Annotated in this window: 21 protein-coding genes; 11 read left to right on the top strand and 10 right to left on the bottom strand. The window is 70.3% G+C overall.

Going from position 1 to position 18,365, the window contains the following annotated elements:
• Positions 1–4 precede the first annotated feature (4 nt).
• Positions 5–799, top strand: a complete 795-nt coding sequence (locus tag IE331_RS04510; RefSeq protein WP_192140869.1) for a 3-oxoacyl-ACP reductase — start codon at positions 5–7, stop codon at positions 797–799.
• Positions 800–917: 118 nt separating this feature from the next.
• Here the strand turns inward: IE331_RS04510 and IE331_RS04505 are convergent, their stop codons facing one another.
• The gene (locus IE331_RS04505; RefSeq protein ID WP_192140868.1) at positions 918–1,346 is read right to left on the bottom strand and encodes a helix-turn-helix domain-containing protein; all 429 of its coding nucleotides are present in this window, start codon (positions 1,344–1,346) and stop codon (positions 918–920) included.
• Positions 1,347–1,374: 28 nt separating this feature from the next.
• On the opposite strand from IE331_RS04505, the gene IE331_RS04500 reads away from it, so the two are divergent.
• Positions 1,375–2,238: an NAD(P)/FAD-dependent oxidoreductase gene (locus IE331_RS04500; protein ID WP_192140867.1), complete on the top strand. Its 864-nt coding sequence runs from the start codon at positions 1,375–1,377 to the stop codon at positions 2,236–2,238.
• Between the two features lie 35 nt (positions 2,239–2,273).
• Here IE331_RS04500 and IE331_RS04495 read toward each other — a convergent pair whose 3' ends face one another.
• Positions 2,274–3,716 (bottom strand): HNH endonuclease signature motif containing protein, encoded by a 1,443-nt coding sequence (locus tag IE331_RS04495; RefSeq protein ID WP_192140865.1) that lies wholly within the window; start codon positions 3,714–3,716, stop codon positions 2,274–2,276.
• 173 nt (positions 3,717–3,889) lie between these two features.
• Between IE331_RS04495 and IE331_RS04490 the strand changes: the two genes are divergently transcribed.
• Positions 3,890–4,390, top strand: a complete 501-nt coding sequence (locus tag IE331_RS04490) for an inorganic diphosphatase (RefSeq protein ID WP_192140863.1) — start codon at positions 3,890–3,892, stop codon at positions 4,388–4,390.
• Between the two features lie 391 nt (positions 4,391–4,781).
• Here IE331_RS04490 and IE331_RS04485 read toward each other — a convergent pair whose 3' ends face one another.
• Both IE331_RS04485 and IE331_RS04480 read right to left on the bottom strand, forming a co-directional pair.
• A complete protein-coding gene (locus IE331_RS04485) occupies positions 4,782–5,534 on the bottom strand; it encodes a GAF and ANTAR domain-containing protein (RefSeq protein ID WP_192140861.1) in 753 nt (250 codons plus the stop codon).
• A gap of 371 nt (positions 5,535–5,905) precedes the next feature.
• Complete coding sequence (locus IE331_RS04480) at positions 5,906–6,802, bottom strand: zinc-binding dehydrogenase (RefSeq protein ID WP_201931055.1); 897 nt, start codon at positions 6,800–6,802, stop codon at positions 5,906–5,908.
• A 142-nt stretch (positions 6,803–6,944) separates the two neighbouring features.
• On the opposite strand from IE331_RS04480, the gene IE331_RS04475 reads away from it, so the two are divergent.
• Together IE331_RS04475 and IE331_RS04470 are read left to right on the top strand one after the other, a co-directional pair.
• Positions 6,945–7,334 (top strand): winged helix-turn-helix transcriptional regulator, encoded by a 390-nt coding sequence (locus tag IE331_RS04475; RefSeq protein ID WP_318646763.1) that lies wholly within the window; start codon positions 6,945–6,947, stop codon positions 7,332–7,334.
• Between the two features lie 623 nt (positions 7,335–7,957).
• Positions 7,958–8,665: a VOC family protein gene (locus IE331_RS04470; RefSeq protein ID WP_192140859.1), complete on the top strand. Its 708-nt coding sequence runs from the start codon at positions 7,958–7,960 to the stop codon at positions 8,663–8,665.
• A 343-nt stretch (positions 8,666–9,008) separates the two neighbouring features.
• On the opposite strand, the gene IE331_RS04465 is transcribed toward IE331_RS04470, so the two are convergent.
• Entirely contained in the window at positions 9,009–9,749 is a 741-nt protein-coding gene (locus IE331_RS04465; protein ID WP_192140857.1) for a hypothetical protein, read from the bottom strand.
• Between the two features lie 130 nt (positions 9,750–9,879).
• Between IE331_RS04465 and IE331_RS04460 the strand changes: the two genes are divergently transcribed.
• Both IE331_RS04460 and IE331_RS04455 read left to right on the top strand, forming a co-directional pair.
• Entirely contained in the window at positions 9,880–11,055 is a 1,176-nt protein-coding gene (locus IE331_RS04460) for a sensor histidine kinase (protein WP_192140855.1), read from the top strand.
• A complete protein-coding gene (locus IE331_RS04455) occupies positions 11,052–11,723 on the top strand; it encodes a response regulator (RefSeq protein WP_192140853.1) in 672 nt (223 codons plus the stop codon). Before IE331_RS04460 ends, IE331_RS04455 begins: the two co-directional genes overlap by 4 nt.
• A gap of 131 nt (positions 11,724–11,854) precedes the next feature.
• Here the strand turns inward: IE331_RS04455 and IE331_RS04450 are convergent, their stop codons facing one another.
• Positions 11,855–12,637: an alpha/beta fold hydrolase gene (locus tag IE331_RS04450; RefSeq protein ID WP_192140851.1), complete on the bottom strand. Its 783-nt coding sequence runs from the start codon at positions 12,635–12,637 to the stop codon at positions 11,855–11,857.
• Between the two features lie 194 nt (positions 12,638–12,831).
• On the opposite strand from IE331_RS04450, the gene IE331_RS04445 reads away from it, so the two are divergent.
• From IE331_RS04445 to IE331_RS04430, 4 genes are read left to right on the top strand one after another with little or no spacing between them, the layout of a single operon-like run.
• Positions 12,832–13,410, top strand: a complete 579-nt coding sequence (locus IE331_RS04445; RefSeq protein ID WP_192140849.1) for a hypothetical protein — start codon at positions 12,832–12,834, stop codon at positions 13,408–13,410.
• 5 nt (positions 13,411–13,415) lie between these two features.
• On the top strand, positions 13,416–14,078 hold the full coding sequence (locus IE331_RS04440) for a hypothetical protein (RefSeq protein ID WP_192140847.1): 663 nt from the start codon (positions 13,416–13,418) through the stop codon (positions 14,076–14,078).
• A gap of 13 nt (positions 14,079–14,091) precedes the next feature.
• A complete protein-coding gene (locus tag IE331_RS04435) occupies positions 14,092–14,331 on the top strand; it encodes an ArsR/SmtB family transcription factor (protein WP_201931053.1) in 240 nt (79 codons plus the stop codon).
• On the top strand, positions 14,331–14,723 hold the full coding sequence (locus tag IE331_RS04430) for a VOC family protein (RefSeq protein ID WP_192140843.1): 393 nt from the start codon (positions 14,331–14,333) through the stop codon (positions 14,721–14,723). Before IE331_RS04435 ends, IE331_RS04430 begins: the two co-directional genes overlap by 1 nt.
• 232 nt (positions 14,724–14,955) lie before the next feature.
• Here the strand turns inward: IE331_RS04430 and IE331_RS04425 are convergent, their stop codons facing one another.
• From IE331_RS04425 to IE331_RS04410, 4 genes are all read right to left on the bottom strand, one after another.
• A complete protein-coding gene (locus IE331_RS04425) occupies positions 14,956–15,780 on the bottom strand; it encodes an ABC transporter permease (RefSeq protein ID WP_192140841.1) in 825 nt (274 codons plus the stop codon).
• Positions 15,777–16,676: an ABC transporter ATP-binding protein gene (locus tag IE331_RS04420; protein ID WP_192140839.1), complete on the bottom strand. Its 900-nt coding sequence runs from the start codon at positions 16,674–16,676 to the stop codon at positions 15,777–15,779. The genes IE331_RS04425 and IE331_RS04420 overlap by 4 nt, the downstream gene beginning before the upstream one ends.
• A 391-nt stretch (positions 16,677–17,067) precedes the next feature.
• Entirely contained in the window at positions 17,068–17,595 is a 528-nt protein-coding gene (locus IE331_RS04415; protein WP_192140833.1) for a hypothetical protein, read from the bottom strand.
• Positions 17,596–17,734: 139 nt separating this feature from the next.
• Positions 17,735–18,355, bottom strand: a complete 621-nt coding sequence (locus IE331_RS04410; protein ID WP_192140831.1) for a pyridoxamine 5'-phosphate oxidase family protein — start codon at positions 18,353–18,355, stop codon at positions 17,735–17,737.
• Positions 18,356–18,365: the final 10 nt, after the last annotated feature.

Raw genomic sequence — 18,365 nt, 5'->3', positions numbered from 1 at the left:
GACCATGATCGAGCAGCAGGACCTCACCAAGCGGCTGGCCGACCGGGTAGCGGTGGTCACCGGCGGCGCCGGCGGGATCGGCCTGGCCACCGCGCGCCGACTGGCCTCCGAGGGGGCCCGGGTGGTCGTCGCGGACATCTGTGACGACCGGCTCGGCCAGGAGGTGGCCGAGGAGGTCGGCGGCATGTTCGTGCGCACCGACGTGGCCGACGAGGCCGACGTCGAACGGCTCTACGCCCGGACGCACGAGGCGTACGGCTCGATCGACGTCGCGTTCCACAACGCTGGCATCTCCCCCACCGAGGACTCCTCCATCCTGTCGACGGGCATCGACGTGTGGCGCCGGGTGCAGGAGGTGAACCTGACCAGCGTCTACTACGGCTGCAAGCACGTGCTGCCCTACATGCTCGAGCAGGGCAAGGGGTCGATCATCAACACCGCCTCGTTCGTCGCGGTGATGGGCGCGGCGACCTCCCAGATCTCCTACAGCGCCTCGAAGGGCGGCGTGCTCGCCATGACCCGCGAGATGGGGGTCGAGTTCGCCCGCCGGGGGGTGCGGATCAACGCCCTGTGCCCGGGACCGGTCAACACCCCGCTGCTCCAGGAGCTCTTCGCCGCCGACCCCGAGCGCGCGCAGCGTCGCCTCGTGCACGTGCCGATGGGCCGGTTCGCCGAGCCCACTGAGCTGGCCGCGGCGGTCGCGTTCCTCGCCAGCGACGACTCGTCCTTCATCACCGCCAGCGAGTTCCTCGTCGACGGCGGCATCAGCTCGGCGTACGTGACCCCGCTCGAGGTCTGAGCGCCGACCCTGCGGACGCGGTGGCCCGGACGCGGTGGCTCGGACGCGGCGGCCCGGACGCGGCGGTCCGTACGCGGCGGCCCGACGCGGCCCGGACGCTGTGGTCCAGCGGGCGCGATCAGGACCAGGGCGCTGGAGTCCGGCCCGCCACCAGGTCTGCAACTCCCTCCTGGAACCGGGGGCAGGTCGCGATGTCGTGAGCGCGGCAGCGCAGGGCGTGGTCGGTCATCGCCCGCGACCGCCGCATCTCCTCCATCCGACGGTCGAGGTCGGCGAGGTGCGCCTCGAGCACCCGGTGCCGGTCGGCCGCCCCCGCGTCGAGCAGGACCACGATGTGCTGGAGGCTCATGCCCGCCGCCTTGCTGCGGAGCACGACCGCGATCCGGACCAGGTCGTCCCGGTCGTAGCGCCGCCGACCCGCCGCGTCCCGGTGCGGCGAGAGCAGCCCGACGTCCTCCCAATGGCGCAGCACATGGGTCTCGAGACCGAACCGTCGGGCCATCTCCCCGATCGACCAGAGCTCGGGTCGAGCGTCGCTTGACTTCATGTCGACATGAAGTCAGATCCTTGCGCACATGGCAAACACCACCTTCCAGTACGACGTCGTCGTCATCGGCGGCGGCCCCGCGGGCCTCCAGGCCACCCTCACGCTCGCCCGGGTCCACCGGCGCGTCCTGATGCTCGACTCGGGCAGCTACCGCAACGCCCCGGCCGAGCACATGCACAACTTCCTCACCCGCGACGGCACTCCGCCCGAGGAGTTCCGGACGGCGGCGCACAAGGAGTTGGCGGCCTATGACACGGTGACGGTCCGCCACGACCCGGCGACGGCCGTGGTCCCCGACGGCGACGGCTTCGGCGTCAGGGTCCGCGTGAGTGTCGGGGTCGAGGGCGGCGAGGAGACCCTCGGCGCCCGAGGGGTGATCCTGGCGACCGGCCTCCGGGACACCCTCCCGGACACACCCGGCCTCGCCGAGCTCTTCGGCAGCGTGGTGGCGCACTGTCCCTTCTGCCACGGTCACGAGTTCGCCGGCCGCCCGATCGCCGTGGTCGGGGAGGCCGCCCACATCGGGCGGATCATGGAGCCGGTCGCCTCCTCGGTCACGATCCTCGCGCAGGAGCAGGTCGCCGGGCTCGAGCGCGCCGGTGACGGCGCCCGGGTGCTGTTGACCGACGGGTCGTCGACAGAGTTCGGCGGCGTCTTCGTCGCGACCGCGCTCACCCAGGCGGCGCCGTTCGCGGATCAGCTCGGGCTCCACATGCTCTCCTCGGGGTGCGTGGAGGTGGACGTAATGGGTCGCACCAGCCTTCGCGGCGTCCACGCCGCAGGAGACATGGCGCATGTCGCCGCGATGCCGATGCCGATGCAGTCGGTGCTGGTCGCCGCGGCCTCCGGGCAGCTCGCAGCGGGCGCGATGGTCGCCCACCTGCTCCAGTAGGCGGGATCCGTCTTGTCAGTCGGTCGCGGCTGGGTCTAGGTGCGTCGGTGGAAGCGGATGGTGCCGTCGGGGAGTCGTTGGTGGAGGTGGTCGGGGTCATGGATGCGGTGGTGGTGGAACCCGCAGAGGGGGACCATGTCGGCCAGGTCGGTGCGGCCGCCGCGGGCCCAGGGGTGGGCGTGGTGCAGCTCGCACCAGGCGTAGGGGACCTGGCAGTCGTGGCCGGCGCAGCTGGTGTGGACGGTGGCGCCGGCCAGGCGTTGGGTCTGGCTGAAGAACCGCCGGCTGCGGCCCAGGTCCAGCGGCTGGGACCGGCCGCCGAGGACGGCCGGCACGATCGAGGCCTGGCAGGCCAGCCGGCGGGCCTGGCCGGCCGAGACCAGGTCGCCGGTGTCGAGGCCGGCGGCCCGGGCCTGCCCGCGCAGGGTCTCGGCGTCGAGGGTGACCACCACGGTCGCGGCGGTCTTCGAGGACAGCCGGTCGGTGGGCAGGGTCTCCAGCAGCTGCGCGAAGGCCAGCCCCCGCTCGTGGGCCCAGTCCCGCACCCCCACCCCATTGACCCCGGCCCCGGCCTCGCTGGCACCGGGGCCGGCCTGGCTCTCGCCGGTGGCGGCGCGTCGCGGTGAGGTCAGGGCGTCGAGGATCTTCTTCAGCACCGTCCCGGCCACCAACGGCACCGTGAAGTGCCCGGAAAGGGTCCCGTCGTCGTTGTCGTGCAGGGTGAGCCGGGACCGGGCCGCCGCGGCCCGCTCCTCCTCGCCCAGCTGGGCGTCCTCGTGGGCATCGACACGGGCCCGGTCCTCCTCGACCGCGGCCAGCGCCCGCCGGGCCAGGATCCGCAGCTGGGCCGGGTCCACCCGGCGGGCCTGGTCGACCAACCGGGCCTCGACCGCCGCGACCCGAACCGGGTCCAGCCCCGCCGGCAACCGGGAGACCGCCTGGGCGATCACCCCCGCGTGCTGCGCGGAGATCCCCCCGCGGTCCAGGTCGGCCCGGGTCGCCGGCAGCCCCCGGTCCAGATCGGCGGCCAGCCTGGCCTCCCGGGCCGCGGCCGCGGTCCCGGTCCGGGTGGTCCGCGCCAGCCACGCCCCGGTCGAGGCACACCCCGCGTCCGCGGCCACGCTGGACCCGGCCGCCGCGGCCACCAACCGCAGCTTCACCGCCTCCATCCGCCGCAGCGCCCGCTCCCACTCACCCACCACCGCGGCGTACTGACCCACCGGCAGCTCACCCACCTCGACCCGATCCAAGACCGCGTGCACCGCCGCCACCACCGACGCCGGATGCCCGGCGCCAAGGCCAGCCCCCGCGCCGGCACCCGGGCCGGCACCCGGCCCGGCAGGGCCGACGCCCGGTCCGGCAGGGCCGACGCCCGGCTCGACCCCCTGAGCGGCGCCCAGGCCGGCACCCGGGCCGGAGCCCGGCGTGAGGCCGGGGTCGGGGTCGGGGACCGGGTCGATGCCCTGGACGGAAGTCATGCACCCATCCTGCCCGAACACACGTTCGAACAACCCGCCCACCACGGCACCTGCGGACAACCCACCACACCCCGACCCCTGTGGAGAGCCCACGGCCCGCACCCGACGTACGGGGGTGCCGCCGGACAGCCCGGGAATCGGCGCCTGGCCCTCCCCCGGGCTAGCGTGCCGGGATGACCGACAGCAACGACCTCGACCGCTCCGAGCTGCACGCCGACGGCAGGTGCGACGTCGTGGTGGAGATCCCCCGCGGCAGCCGCAACAAGTACGAGGCGAGTGACGACGGGGAGATCTGGTTCGATCGCCGCCTGGGAGGGCCGGCGGGGTTCCCGGGCGACTACGGCTACGTCATCGGCGCCGACGGCGAGGACGGCGACGCCCTGGACGCGCTGGTGCTGATCGACGAGGCGACGTTCCCGGGCGTGCACGTGCGCTGCCGGGTCATCGGCTCCTACCTGCTGCGGGTGGGAGACGTGGACGAGACCAAGCTGATCGCCGTACCCGAGGCCGACCACCACGCCGACCACATCACCGACCTGCTCGAGATGCCCGAGGCGTTCCTCGAGGAGCTCGGGGCCTTCTTCCACGCCTACCGGATGCTGGAGTCGAAGTCCGTCGAGGTCCTCGAACGGCACGGCCGTGACGCCGCAGTGCGGACGCTGGTCGACGCCTGACCCCCAGCACCGCGACGCAGAGGCACCCAGAGGTACGTCGTGTGCCGGGCGAGCTGCCGGGTCGGCATCTCTCCGGGCCCCACCGGAGGGCGAGAGCCGCACCCAGGGCCCAGTCCGCCCCATGGGGGGGAGGGGACGGTACTGGTCCGCCCGCCGGCGACCGCACCGCCCACCGGAACGTCCGTCGACGCCCTCGAAACGGTGCAACCTGGGTGCGGTGGTCTTCCGCGCCTCGTGGGGACAGGGAGCCAGTGGCCACGACCTGTCGAGCAGGGACGGGCTCTCGTCGCAGGGCCACGGGCGGCTGGTTGCTCAACCAAGACGACCATACTCCCGACGCGCTTCGGAGCGCCAGAGGTCGATCCTCTGATGACCGCCGGACCCGACGCCCTCACCCGGCGGCGGGATCGGCACGGTGGCCGGTCTCTCCCGCGACCTCGTCCACCAGGTCCTGGGCCACGTCGCGCAGCTTGCGGTTCTGGTCCTGGGACAACTGCCGGAGGTGGTCGAAGGCCTCCTGTGACCCGCAGTGTCGCCGAGCCATCACGATGCCCTTGGCCATGTCGATCACCGCCCGCGAGGTCAGCGCGTGGCCGAGGGTGACGGCCTCGGACTTGGCTCGGGAGAACGCCTCGGCGTTGGCCAGCACGACCGCGGCGTGCTCGGCGAACAGCGTGGCGGTGGCCGCCGCCGCCTCGTCGAGCAGACCCTCCTGCAGCGCGTAGATGTTGAGCGCGCCCAGTCTGGTCCCGCGTACCGCCAGAGGTGCGGCCACCACCCCGCGCAGCCCGTAGTCCAGCGCGGCGGGTGTGAACCGCGGCCACCGCCGTTCGAGCCTCAGGTCGTCGACGGTGACGACCTGCTGGGTGGCGTGCGCCTCGAGGCACGGCCCCTCGTCGAGGGCGTACTGGATCTCGTCGATCCGCCGCACGAAGTCACCGGCGGCGGTCACCGTGGTCGGCTCACCCTTCTCCACCCAGGTCACCCCGGCACCATCCGCTCCGTAGACGGCGCGCAGCGACAACTCGGCCACGCGCATCAGCGACTCCGACAGGGACTGCTCGGAGACCACGAAGCGACCCAGCGCCGCCACGCTCTCCGCCAGCCCGGCACCATCACCGGGCGACCCGTCATCGACCGCCATGATCCTGCTCCACACTCGCGCCTACGCCTCTCCATTCTCCTCTCCCCTCACCGGGAGGCAAGAGAGTCGTCCGCCCGATCCCACCACGGCCGGCGGATCGGGCGGAGTGCCGAACACCCCGCGCAAGGCTCGGGCCGCGCCGGATGGCACCCGGTCCCGGGAAGGCGTCCGGGCGGACCCTCCGGGGACACGCACCAGTCCGACAGACGGTCCCGCGCGGAGTTACGCGTCTCAGGTTCGGCTACAGAAAGGAACGGCACCGGCGTAGCAGGGCGCTGCACCAGGTTCGCCGACCGATCGCTGATGGCGAGCGTCAATACCGATCGGTTGGGGCGTCTGGACTCCGGGCGGGCCGTGGTCTTGGAGGATGGTCAGGTCAGGGTGAGAACAGCTTTGCCGCGGATGCGTCTGTCTCGTAGCGCGTCGATGACTTCGCCGGTCATTGTCCAGGGTTCGATCCGGTCGACCTCAGGGTGCAGGCGACCCGAGTTGACCAAGGTGACCAGGGCTTGCAAGTCGGACCCGTCGGTGTCACGAGTACGGGAGGGAGGGGCGTAGTGGAACTGCTCGATGGGTGCGCCGACGTCGCCATCGACCCAGTCGAAGAAGTCAAGTCGCATCGGTTCCCTACCGGCCTGGCCGAACCAGATCAGCCGTCCGAACCGCGATGTCAGGTGCCTCACCCGGGAAAGGGTGTCGCCGCCGATGGACTCGAACGCCACGTCGAACCGGGCCTGTGTCGCCTCGAGCAACGCGAGGTCGCTCATCGTCCGCGCACCGAGTTCGCGGAGCCGCGCTCCGCGGTCGTGGGTGCGGGTGATGGCAGTGACATCGGCACCGGCGGAGGTGGCCATCTCGGTCAGGTAGTGCCCGACTCCGCCGCTCGCACCGGTGATCAACAGCGACCGACCGACGACTGGTCCAGCGAGTCGAAGCAACCGTAGGGCCGTCAGTCCAGCCAGCGGGAGCGCGGCCGCCGTGGTCGTGGCGATCCCCGGCGGGAGAGCAGCCCAGCCGTGTTGCGGCAACAGCGCACGTTCAGCCCAACCCGCCTGGGGAAGGTGTGCCACGACCCGGGTGCCGACATCGGGGCCGCTGCCGTCGAGGGCTGCCTCGACCACGGTGCCGGCCACGTCCTTGCCTGGACGCCAGTTCGCAGCCGGGGAGTCCAGGAGGAAGGTCTCGCCGCGGTTGGGCGCGAACGCCTCGATTGCCACCACGGCTTGATCGAGCCTCGCCTCGATGTCAGGGACATCGGTCAGCTGCACGCTTCGGTTGTTGTCTGGTGTTATCGCTCGCATCCTGCAAGGCTGCTCGACGAAAGGCACCCGTGGGAAGTAGGCAGTTGAAAGTGCGTTAGGCACCCATCGGTAACCATCGGGCGTCCGGCGACAGGAAGGGACCCAGGGCGTGAACACCGCATCCCCAGACGGGCGCTACGACGTGATGGCGGCTGCATGTCCGACTCGACAACTGGTGACGCGTATCGGCGATCGATGGAGCCTGCTGGTGATCACGGCCTTGACCGGGCGCACCTTGCGATTCGCTGAACTTCGGCACACCTTGGAGGGTGTCAGCCAAAAGATGCTGACTCAGACACTGCGTCAGCTCGAGCGTGACGGAATCGTTCACCGGCAGGCGTACGCCGAAGTACCACCCCGCGTGGAGTACAACCTCACCCCCCTCGGAGACACCCTGACTGACTTGGTAGCAGCGATCAGGGACTGGGCCTATACGAACATCAACGACATCGAGTCCTACCGTCACACCTACGACCAGCGCCACAACTCACCAGGCTGACCCCGGATTGGTCTCGAGCGGCGCACGCGCCGTGCTGCTCTCAGCGAGCCCATCGCCTCCCGGACGAGCGGCAATCCGGACGCGGATCGTCCGGTTACGGCCATACGCTGCGTCGATGAGTATCGGGACGAGCACCGACGCGACGTTCGAGCTCGTGCCTCTTACTTCCGAGACTTGGCCTGCGGTCGACGCCCTCGTCCAGCGCCACAACGGGATCTTCGGCGGCTGCTGGTGCATCTGGTTTCATCCAGACAGCCCCAGGCGTGGGCAGGGGGCCGAGGCCAACCGGTAGCTGAAGAAGCGATACGTCGAGGCTGGCGCCGCCCACGCGGCGCTCGTCACGGACGGCGACGAGTCGATCGGGTAAGCGGAGTTCGGTACGCCGACCGCGCTGCCCACCATCCACCATCGCAAGCAGTACGACGCCGAGAAGGACCGTGATCCCGACTACCGGATCACCGGTGTTCTTCAACCGGAGGTACCGCCGCCCGAGGCGTCACCGAGATCGCGATCCGCGGCGCCCTCGACCTCACCGCGCAGGCTAGAACTGCGCGATGTCGATCGACGTGGCGAAACGATGAGCACAGGCGCTGCGGCGGGGGTTGCCGATAGGGTCCCCGAGCATGGACATGCTGACGAGCAAAGACGTCGCCGAAGCCCAGCTGACCGAGTGGCGCAAGCTGGCCCAAGGACTGCATGCCCGCTACCTCATCGCTGACTTCGGCACGGGTGCGCGGTTCATCGCCGCGGTGGGCGAGGAGGGCGATGCGATCGGTCACTACCCCCGGGTGTCGCTGGGCCATGGGTACGTCGACCTGAAGCTGGTCAGCGCCGATGCCATTTATCGCGACGACGAGGGCACCGAGCACGTCGTGGAATGGGTAACCCAGCAGGACGTCGACCTCGCACGCCGAATCAGCGATATCGCCGCCGATCACAATCTCAAGGCCGACCCGGCCTCGGTGAGCGTCGTCGAACTCGGCCTCGACACCACCCAATCCGCGACGATCGCACCGGTGTGGGCGGCGTTGCTGACCGGGAACGCCGACTCCCAGGGTCACGGGTCCCCCAGCGACGAGATTCGGGACGCCACAGGACGTGTGCCGAACCTGTGGTTCGGGGACGCCGACCAAGGTGGGGCTCCGGGCCAGCGGTTCCACGTCGAGGTCTATGTGGCGCCCGAGGTCGCCGAGCAACGAATCGCCGCAGCCGTCTCCGCTGGTGGGACAGTCGTCGATGACAGCGACGCGCCCTCGCTCACCGTCCTCGCGGACCAGGACGGCAACAAGGGAGTCCTGTGCGTCGCCCATCCCCCCGCGAATACGGCCTGAACACCCTCCGCAGGACGCCAGGACGGAGTCCGGTGCGATTCCAGCGCATCCCGCGAGCCCGACCTCGAATGGCGGCGGACCGGGAACACCGACAGCACATCGGACGCCGCATCGCCCTCACCGAACAAGGATCCGCCTGTGGCACGCTCCGGTTGCCGAGCCCCAGGTGCCTTCCTTGTGGAGCCTCATGCTCATCAGGGCCAGCCTGCGTAGGCGACGTGGGGATGTGGATCCCATCATGAGCGTGGTGACTCCAGTGGTGGACGAGCTGACATGAGCGCGCGGCGGGTCCGCCGCGCATAGGCGGCGGACCGGCCGTGGTCGCAGGTGTGTGCCCGGGTCCTCAGCGTCGGCGCAGTGCGACTCCGAGCCAGGTGAACCAGACGATGAGTCCGATCCCGAAGATGGACGCCGCGACCTCGGACGCGATCGGGATGACGGTGGCCATGCCGGCGGCGGCGAGACCGAGTGCGAGCCCGCCCAACCCGGCCGAGAGGGCGCGGGTCCGCAGCGCGGCGAGTCCGACCACGGCCACCCAGAGGGCGCCGGCGACCTCGATGCCGCCGCCGAGTGCGTCCTGGACCACGCTGGTCGAGACCCAGGTGTTCAGGGCGAGGTCCTGGTCCTGGGCCTGGAGGGTCACCGCAGCGTGCTGCCCGACGAGGCCGATGCTCCCGCTGGCGACGAGCAGTCCCGACCAGATCAGCCCGAGTGCGGTGGAGACCCGGCCAAGCGCGGGAGCCGCGGCCAGTCGCTGGCCGACTCCGAGCGAGACCAAGGCCATCGCGACTCCACCGAGGAGGTAGAGAACCAGGTACCAGCCGGCCAGCACGGCATGGTGGTCCAGGAGGAAGCCGAGCGAGCCCGCGGGGTCCTCCACGGGCCCGGTGAATCCGCGAGGGACGAGGTAGGCGGCCATGACGAGGAAGCCCACGACGTAGGTGCCGGCAACGACCTGAGCGGCGGTGCCGCCGGCGCGGATCAGAGCGGGCGACGTTCGGGGCGAGGAGGGGGGCGGAGGGACCGGAGCCTGTCCGTCCGTGGTGGCGGTGTCGAGTGCGGTGGTAGCGGTGTGTCGTCTCATGCATCGATCCTCTGGGACCTGGCGCGTCGCCACATCGGAGCCAGGGCCGAAGCCTTCTCGTCCCTGGGGCCGGACCGAGCCGACCGAAAGTCCCATCCGGTCAGCGGCGTCGGCGGCCTAGGATGAGGCGATGGGCGGAGGTGCGCTGCGCGCGCTCTGGGACGAACCGCGGGTGATCGCTCCCGCGGGGTCAGCATGGTGGGACCGTGCCCTGGTCGCCGGGTTGGTGCCGGTCACGGCACTCGAGGCCGGGCTTCGCGAGGACATGGTGTGGCCGCTCTGGCACGCGGGGTGGGCACTGGTGTGTGTCGCCACACTGCTGTGGCGACCTCACCATCCGCTCGCGATGCTCATCGTGGTCTACGCCGCCCAGACCGTCGCCGGAGTCGTCCCCGCGCTCGCCGGGGAGCCGAACAGCGTGCCCGATGTCACCGCCGTCGTCCTGCTGGTGGCCTACTCGTTGGGCCGCTGGGCAAGCGGGCGCGCGGTGGTCGCAGGCAGCTGCTACCTGCTCGTGCTCCACCTGGCGCGTGAGCCCCTCTACGACTCCAGTGGTTCCTCGATGGCGCTCGGTGCGGCGGCGCTGATGCTGCCGGTGGCCATCGGCGCTTTGGCGCGGTTCTGGGCTCGGTCCCAGGTGCGCGCCCGCGAGGAGATCAGGGCACGCGAGCGTGAACGGCTGGCCCGCGACCTTCACGACACCGTCGCCCACCATGTCTCCGGCATCCTGATGCACGCCCGGGCTGCCAAGGTCCGAGCCCGCACCGACCCCGGCGCCGCCGCCGAGGCGATCGACGGGGTGGAGGACGCCGCCGCGCGGACCCTGGACGACATGCGGGCGATGGTGGCACTGCTGCGCCAGGACGAGCGGGCCGGCGACGACCGGAGTCCGACCTATGGCATCGCGGACATCCCCCGGCTCGCACGTGAGCGCGGCCCTGGCCCTCGGGTCGTGGTCCGGACCTCCGGCGACCTTGACCGACTGCCGGCGCCCGTGGGGTCGGCCCTGTTCCGAGCGGCGCAGGAAGCGGTGACGAACGCCGGCCGTCACGCCCAGGACCCGTCGGTGGTCTCCGTCGACCTACGCGGCAACGAGAGCACGGTGAGGCTGCGGGTCCATGACGACGGGAGACCGGCGACCTTGGGGCGCGGGCGACGCGCGAGCCCGTCGTACGGTCTGGTCGGCATGCGGGAACGTCTGTCGTTGCTGGGCGGCACCGTCAGCGCGGGCCCCGATCGCGAGGGCGGCTGGACTGTCGAGGTGACGGTCCCGGTCGCCATGGTCGACTCCGAGGCCGGCTCATGACGGCCCCGGTGCGGGTGCTGATCGCAGACGACCAGGACATGGTGCGCGTGGGCCTGGCCACGATCCTCGATGCCGAACCCTCGATCGACGTCGTCGGGCAGGCTCGCGACGGGCTCGAGGCCGTCCAGCAGGTCCGGTCGCTGCGTCCTGATGTCTGCCTCTTCGACGTCCGGATGCCCAACCTCGACGGGATCGAGGCCACCCGACAGGTCGCCGGGCCCCACGTCGAGGACCCGGTTCCCGTCATCGTGATCACGACCTTCGACCAGGACGAGTACGTGTACGACGCGCTGCGGGCCGGCGCCCGCGGCTTCCTCCTCAAGGACGCCGACCCCGACCTCCTGGCCCGCGCCGTTCGATCCGCCGCGACGGGCGAGGCCCTGATCGCGCCAGCCGTCACGGCTCGGCTCCTGGCGACCTTCGCCTCGTCCCGCGGCGAGGCAGTGACGGAGCCTGTCGAGCCGTTGACCGCTCGGGAGGAGGCTGTCCTCGATCTGGTCGCCGCCGGCCGGACGAACACCGAGATCGCCGAGGAGCTCTACCTCTCGCTCAGCACCGTCAAGACCCACATCAGCGCACTCATGACCAAGCTCTCGGCACGCAACCGCGTCGAGATCGTGATCTGGGCCTACGAGAGCGGCCGGGTCGACGCGCGAGGGCACCCCTGAGCCACCCCAACCAGTAGAGCATCAGGGTGCCGCGCGGCCATGACGTGGACGACCGTCGCGCGCGACCACCCCCCTGCCGCTTCCCGGGTGACCAACCTCGCTGTGGCTGTCAGCCGGCCGGGCAACAGACCTCAGTCGGTGCTGTCGAGAATCAGTCGGGTCGCTTCGTGCGGTGCGTCCCACTGTGGGAAGTGCCCGCACCGCTCGAACCAGTGCAGCACCGCGTCGGGGAACAGCTCCGTGGCCCGTGCGGCCTGTCTCGGCACGGTGACCAGGTCACGACGCCCCCAGCCGATCGTGACCCGGCCGGGCACCGTGCCGGCCGGGGCCCCCTGTTGCTTGGGACCCTTGGTCAGCGCATCCACGGCAGCGCCGGTCGCCGGGGAGTCGGCCAACCCACGCACGTCCGGCAGCACGGTCTCACGCGAGAGTGCCCAGGGCCGCGCCGAGAGCTGCGCCAGCAGCAGCGTCCGTCCGACAGAGCTGCCGAGCAGTGCTGGCAGCCTGTTTCGCAGCACTCGGACCAGAGCGATCGACGGCCGTAGCGTGGCGCCGAAGACGACGAGCTCGCGGTCGCTCCAGAAGCCGCCGGGGTCCAACGCCACGGTGTCGCCACCGACGCCCCGCCGCGCGAGCTCCAGGACCATCCGGCCGCCCATCGACTGGCCGACGGTCGAGACCCCGTCCAGGCCCTGTTCGCGGATGAAGTCCGCGACGGAATCGGTCAGGGTGGCGATCGAGACCTCGCCCGTCAACGGCGGTGTCTCGCCGAAGCCCGGTAGGTCGACGGCGATCACCTCGCGGCTCTCGGCCAGCTCGTCGAGGATCGGGGACCAGGATCGCCACCCCGCGCCCAGACCGTGCACCAGCAACAGCGGGCTGCCGCTCCCTCGCCTTACGTGATTCAACGTCACTTCGGGAATGCTAGCTCGGCTACGTGCACGGCACCGCGACCGGCAAGCCGTCGGTGGACTACCGGGACGACCGGGGGGCGTGGCTCGTCGGCCACGCTGGCGGCGGACCGCCCGTCCGACGCTGTGTTGCAGAGATACCCTGAAGTTAGGTAAGACTTACCTTAGTAAGGTCACCCTAACTCACAAGGATTCTCATGCGTCGTACTGCCCTGGCTGCTCTCACCGTCCCGCTCGCCCTTGCCGGCCTCGCCGCCTGTGGCGCCGAGGCCGATGCCGGGGAGAACGCGGAGGAACCCACCGTGCCCGCCGGTGTCCAGGAGCAGTACAGGGTGCTCGCCGGGGAGCTCGCGGAGAAGGGCGAGACCGTCGAGTCCGGCGAGTGGACCGTCAACCTGATCACCGAGGCCGCCGAGCCGTGGTTCGAAGTGCACGGCGACGAGGCCCACTTCCGGGCGCCGAAGGAGGGCGAGACCCACCACATCGAGATCATCCCGACCGAGACCGCCACTGGCAGGATCGTCCCCGACGTCCCGATCACGCTCGAGGTGGTCGACGCCGATGGCCAGGTCGCGCAGAGGAAGAAGCTGAGCTTCTACCACTCCACCTTCTTCCACTACGCCAACAACTTCACCGTCCCCGAGGGCGGCACCTACACGCTGCGCGCCCACCTCGGCGTCCCGGCGTTCAACCGGCACGGCGAGGAGGCCGAGACGCCGGCCCTTACCGAGGGTGCGACGGTCGACTTCACCGGTATCGAGCTGACCACCGAGTGACCAACGTGCCCCATGCGAGGCCGGTGGAGGCTCCGCGGCTCCCCTCGTGGGCGCCGTACGTCGCCACCGGCCTCGTCCTCACGAGCCTGGGCGCGGGAGCGCTGTGGACGGCCTGTCACATCGCGCCCGACGCGGTGCTGCACAACGCGGCGCTCTTCGCCCACCTCACCTGCCTCGTGGTCGGGTTCGGGGCCGTGCTCACCGTGGACTGGGTCGCGCTGCTGTGGCTGGCGCGCCGTTGCGAGCTGCGCGACGTACTCCGCCAGGCCGGTCACGTGCACGTCCCGATCTGGACCGGGTACGCCGGGCTGGTGGTCAGCGGCGTCATGCTCGAGCCCGACCTGAGCAGCCCGATCACCCGGGTCAAGCTCGCGATGGTCCTGCTCATCGGCTGGAACGGCCTGCTCGCGATGTGGCTGCACGCCCGCCTGACCGAGGACCCCTACCGTTTCCACCTCGGCGTCTCGACGCTGACTGCCTCGCTGTCGCAGATCGGCTGGTGGGGGGGCGATGCTGATCGGGTTCGTCAGTTCCCGCTGATGCACTTTGTCCAACTCGCCGCCGGCCAGGCCGTCGCCACGTGCCGATGCCCCGCCAGGCTCCTTGATATGCAAGTGATCGCTTGCCTATGGTGCTGTCATGGTCACTGTCTTTCGGGCTCTGGATGATCAGACACGGCGTGTGATCCTCGACGAGCTCGCGGCAAGTGACGGCAAGACCCTCTTCGAGATCTGCTCGATACTCACGACCCGGCACGGTCTCGGCCTGACCCGTCAGGCGATTTCGCAGCACCTCGGCCTGCTCGAGTCCGCTGGGCTGGTCGTGACCGAGCGACGCGGTCGCTCCAAGTTCCACTACTTCAACCCTGTGCCACTGTCCGAGATCACCCGGCGGTGGCCCATCACCGAGAGGAACGACTGATGAGGATCAACCTGACGAGCGTGTACGTCGACGACCAGCGAGCAGCTCTCGCCTTCTACGTCGACGTCCTTGGCTTCACCAAGCACCGAGACGTGCCCATCGGCGAGGACTCGTGGCTGACCGTCGTCTCACCGGAGGCGCCCGACGGCCCGGAGCTGTTGCTCGAGCCGTCAGGTCACCCGGCCGTCAAGCCGTACCGGGATGCGCTCGTCGAGGACGGCATCCCGCTCGCACAGTTCGCCGTCAACGACGTGGAAGCCGAGTACGAGCGGCTGACCGGAATGGGGGTGGAGTTCACCCAGCCACCCACGGACATAGGGGTCTCTGTGATCGCCGTCTTCGACGACACCTGCGGGAACCTGATCCAGCTCATCGCAGAGAAGCCGGCGTGACACCCCCCTCCTGACCAAGCCGTTCCACGTGAGGTCGAGAGCGATGGCCTGCTGCGACTCGGCAACGTGTTGGGCCCACGCCAGGACCGCGAGCCGCGGGAGTCGCAAAGCCTCACGAGCGGGCTCACGTTGCTCGATCGACCGGGTGCACACGCGGCGGCGGGCGACACCTCATCCCACGAGATGAGGTGTCGCCCGCCGCCGGTTGCGTTCCCCGGGAGTGTCGGAGGTGCTACTTCACCTCGGAGCGCCGCAGGAACAGGAGTCCGACGACCAGCGGCAGCGCGATCCAGATGGCGGTGGTCGAGCCGAGCATGGCCCATTCGCGAGCAGTGTCGGTGCCACCCTCGAACAGCTCGACCTGCGTGTAGTTCCAGTCGATCCACGGCTGCAGGTCGGCGAACCAGGAGCGCACCCCGGCGAGCAGGGCCAGGATGCCGGGCAGGACCAGCGATACGACGAAGTAGCCGACGATGGCCGCCGCGGAGTTGCGCAGCACGACCCCGAGGGTGAAGCCGATCGCCATACCGACCAGGTTGCCGAGCACGATCTGTGGCGCGGTCGCGAGCGAGATGTCCCAGACCGTGTCGACGCCGGCGAGCGCGGAGCCCGCCAGGTTGCCGAGGGCGCCCACTGCGAAGGCGACGCCCATCGAGACGACGCCGACCAGGAAGGTCGCGATCGCCTTCGCCCCGATCACGCGGCCGCGGCTCGGCACCAGGGTGAACGTCGTCAGCCCACTGCGCTGGCTCCACTCGCTGGTGACGCCGAGGATCGCGATCATCGGCAGGATCACCGACATCGGGAAGCCGATCGCGGTCGCGAAGCTGTCATAGGTGACAACCTCGTCAGGGGCGAAGATGATGACGGCGCCGGTGGCCACCACGGACAGGACGCCGATGCTGACCAGCATCCAGAAGCCCGATCGGGTGTCGAACATCTTGCGGAGCTCGACCTTGATCAGACGGGCGGTCGAGATGGAGCGGTCGGGTCGGCGAACCGGGACTGACGCCGTGATGTCGGTGCTGCTCGTGGGTGTGACGGTCGTGGCGGTCATGCCGCAACTCCTTCGCGTTGGGTGTCGGCAGTGAGCGACAGGAACATGTCTTCGAGGCCCGCGCCTTCGGCGGAGCGAAGCTCGGTCAGCGGGATGCCGGCGGCCAGGGCCACCGCCCCCACCCGAGCGGGATCGGCGTCGGTGCGCACCGATCCGTCACCTGCGAGTGTGCTGGGGATCCCTGCCTGCTCGAGGGCGTGCGCGAGGTCGCGCGGGGACGTGGAGCGGGCGAGGGTGCCGGCCGCGGCAAGCAGCTCCTCCTTGGTGCCCGAGGCGACGATCCTGCCGTTGCCGATCACGACCAGGTCGTCGGCGATGACCTCGATCTCGTGCAGCAGGTGCGAGGACAGCAGCACGGTGCCGCCCTGGTTGGCGTAGCCGCGCAACAGGTCGCGCATCCAGCGGATGCCGGCCGGGTCGAGACCGTTGGCCGGCTCGTCGAGGATCAGCACCCTCGGGTCGCCCAGCAACGCCGTGGCGATGCCGAGGCGCTGGCGCATGCCGAGCGAGTAGTTGCGCACCCGGCGCTTGGCCTCGGTCTGAGTCAGGCTGACCAGCTCGAGCATCTCGTCCACTCGCGTGCGTGGCAGGCCCATCGTGTCGGCGGCGACGCCGAGGATCTCGCGGCCGGTGCGACCGGCGTGCTGGGCGGAGGCGTCGAGGAGTACGCCGACCTCGAGGCCGGGGTTGGGGAGATCGGCGAACCTGGCCCCGTTGATGGTGGCCGTGCCGGAGGAGGGGACGGTGAGACCGACCATGACGCGCATCGTGGTGGACTTGCCGGCACCGTTGGGACCGAGGAATCCGGTCACACGGCCGGGCTGGGCGGTGAAGGAGACGTTGTCGACGGCGGTGAAGCCGGCGTACCTCCGGGTCAGTGAGTCAACTGTGATCATGGCCCCAACCCTCGCGGGAGCACGCCTCCGGCACATCGGGTCCGACCCCCTACGCCGCCCCCACCCGGCCCCGACCCGACCCTGAGTCGGCATCGGGCCACCCCCTGATGGGCACCGAGCCCTGCTCAGCGCTTCCGCCGTGACTTTGCTCGCCCGCCGACCTACCACGGGACGGCGTGACCAGCGCGGAGTCGTCACGCACGAGAACGAGGTCACCGGTGATGCGGGGCAGGGTGTCCGATCCCGCGGTTGCGTAGCCGGTAGCTGGCGCCCTTCAGAGTGCGCACGTCGGCGTGGTATCCAGACCGAGTGTCCACTGTGCTGCTTGCGGCGGCAGGACGAGGAGCCTTCGGTCGAGCGGCCGGGCCGTTCACACCTGACCGTGGGCCGCTCAGCCGTCGCCGAGGGTGACCAGTATGAGCGGCTCCGCGTCGGGAAGTTCGACCACACCTCCCAGGATGCCGACGAGAACGCCGATCACGAGCACCCTTCCGATGGAGATGCGACTGCGAGCCGACGGGTAGGCGCGAATCCAGGCGTACCAGTCGGTCGTGCGGAACCTCGCCAGTCCAGCCAGCGCCACCGCCGTGGACGCCAGTGACAGCCCTGCGAGGGTGCCCTCGCGCAGGGTGTCAACCGTGACCAGGATGACGGCCTCGGCAACCAGAGTCAGCACCAGAACGACGCAGGCGAGGACGAGCCGCCCCGTGCGAGCCCGGACGACACCCGCGGAGACGAAACCAACAATGACCCCTCCGAGCGCGGCGGACACGAGGAGCGAGACCTCGTTCACTTCCCGGATGCCGTTGCCGACCAACAGCACGAGCTGGCCCGCCAGCGATGCCCACGCGATCACCCAGATCGACCTCGGCAGTGGTGGCGTGACCACCCGATGCCCGATCTCCCCCTCGACGCTCACCGCGCCATCCTCGCATCCCGCGCGGCGGCATGCCTGCCAAGACCTTCAACGTGGCCGCCTCGGCGCCGCTGAACACCGGAGCTGCTCATGAGGCGGCACCGTGACCATCAGTGCGGGGCGCGTGAGCAGTCCATGGGTGTCATCGCCCGAGGACGTCCCGCTCGCCGGGGTTGCGGGCCGGGTCGTGCTCGGGCAGCGCATCGGTTGCCCACTCGGAGCGCTTCCACTCCGGAACCGGTGTCAGGCAGTCGTTGCGAGGCACGAACCGCGACCGGCGTACGAGCTCGTAGTGGTGGATGTAGCGCGGGCAGTTCGGGAAGACCGCTCGCGCGCGAACCCGGACGACGAACTGGGCCTCCGGGTACTTTCCCCGCAGGGGGTCATCGAGGTCGATGCTCGCCACGCCCTCGAGCCGCAGACGGCGACCTTGCTCGAAATCGATGAACAGGATGCCGACGTCCCCGTTGACCAGGACGTTGCCGGCCGAGAGGTACATGCCGTTCCCGTCATAGTTGGGAAAGGCCAACGTGTGTGGATCCAGCACCCGTACGAAGCCAGGCTCGCCGCCCTTGTAGGAACATGTCGGCCGCCCCTCGGCGTCAGCCGTCGCGAGGAAGAACATGTCGCGATCCTCGATGAAGGCTCGGTCGGCCTCGCTGATCGTGTCGCTGACCAGGAGCCCGTCGATACGGTCGGCCAGGGCTCGCGTGTCGAAGCGGTCCTGCAAGGATCGGCTACCGCCGTGGAAACCGGAAGTCATACGTCCTCCT

Source organism: Nocardioides donggukensis (assembly GCF_014842875.1).
GTDB classification, from domain to species: domain Bacteria; phylum Actinomycetota; class Actinomycetes; order Propionibacteriales; family Nocardioidaceae; genus Nocardioides; species Nocardioides donggukensis.
The sequence above is the reverse complement of the archived record's forward strand: the minus strand, read 5'-3'. Positions and strand labels throughout refer to the sequence as shown.

What these genes read in the sequence shown, in the direction of transcription:
- IE331_RS04510 (WP_192140869.1), top strand. Translation starts at nt 5, where the DNA reads ATGATCGAGCAGCAGGACCTCACCAAGCGGCTGGCCGACCGGGTAGCG.
- IE331_RS04505 (WP_192140868.1), bottom strand. Translation starts at nt 1,346, where the DNA reads ATGAAGTCAAGCGACGCTCGACCCGAGCTCTGGTCGATCGGGGAGATG.
- IE331_RS04500 (WP_192140867.1), top strand. Translation starts at nt 1,375, where the DNA reads ATGGCAAACACCACCTTCCAGTACGACGTCGTCGTCATCGGCGGCGGC.
- IE331_RS04495 (WP_192140865.1), bottom strand. Translation starts at nt 3,716, where the DNA reads ATGACTTCCGTCCAGGGCATCGACCCGGTCCCCGACCCCGACCCCGGC.
- IE331_RS04490 (WP_192140863.1), top strand. Translation starts at nt 3,890, where the DNA reads ATGACCGACAGCAACGACCTCGACCGCTCCGAGCTGCACGCCGACGGC.
- IE331_RS04485 (WP_192140861.1), bottom strand. Translation starts at nt 5,534, where the DNA reads ATGGCGGTCGATGACGGGTCGCCCGGTGATGGTGCCGGGCTGGCGGAG.
- IE331_RS04470 (WP_192140859.1), top strand. Translation starts at nt 7,958, where the DNA reads ATGGACATGCTGACGAGCAAAGACGTCGCCGAAGCCCAGCTGACCGAG.
- IE331_RS04465 (WP_192140857.1), bottom strand. Translation starts at nt 9,749, where the DNA reads ATGAGACGACACACCGCTACCACCGCACTCGACACCGCCACCACGGAC.
- IE331_RS04460 (WP_192140855.1), top strand. Translation starts at nt 9,880, where the DNA reads ATGGGCGGAGGTGCGCTGCGCGCGCTCTGGGACGAACCGCGGGTGATC.
- IE331_RS04455 (WP_192140853.1), top strand. Translation starts at nt 11,052, where the DNA reads ATGACGGCCCCGGTGCGGGTGCTGATCGCAGACGACCAGGACATGGTG.
- IE331_RS04445 (WP_192140849.1), top strand. Translation starts at nt 12,832, where the DNA reads ATGCGTCGTACTGCCCTGGCTGCTCTCACCGTCCCGCTCGCCCTTGCC.
- IE331_RS04430 (WP_192140843.1), top strand. Translation starts at nt 14,331, where the DNA reads ATGAGGATCAACCTGACGAGCGTGTACGTCGACGACCAGCGAGCAGCT.
- IE331_RS04425 (WP_192140841.1), bottom strand. Translation starts at nt 15,780, where the DNA reads ATGACCGCCACGACCGTCACACCCACGAGCAGCACCGACATCACGGCG.
- IE331_RS04420 (WP_192140839.1), bottom strand. Translation starts at nt 16,676, where the DNA reads ATGATCACAGTTGACTCACTGACCCGGAGGTACGCCGGCTTCACCGCC.
- IE331_RS04410 (WP_192140831.1), bottom strand. Translation starts at nt 18,355, where the DNA reads ATGACTTCCGGTTTCCACGGCGGTAGCCGATCCTTGCAGGACCGCTTC.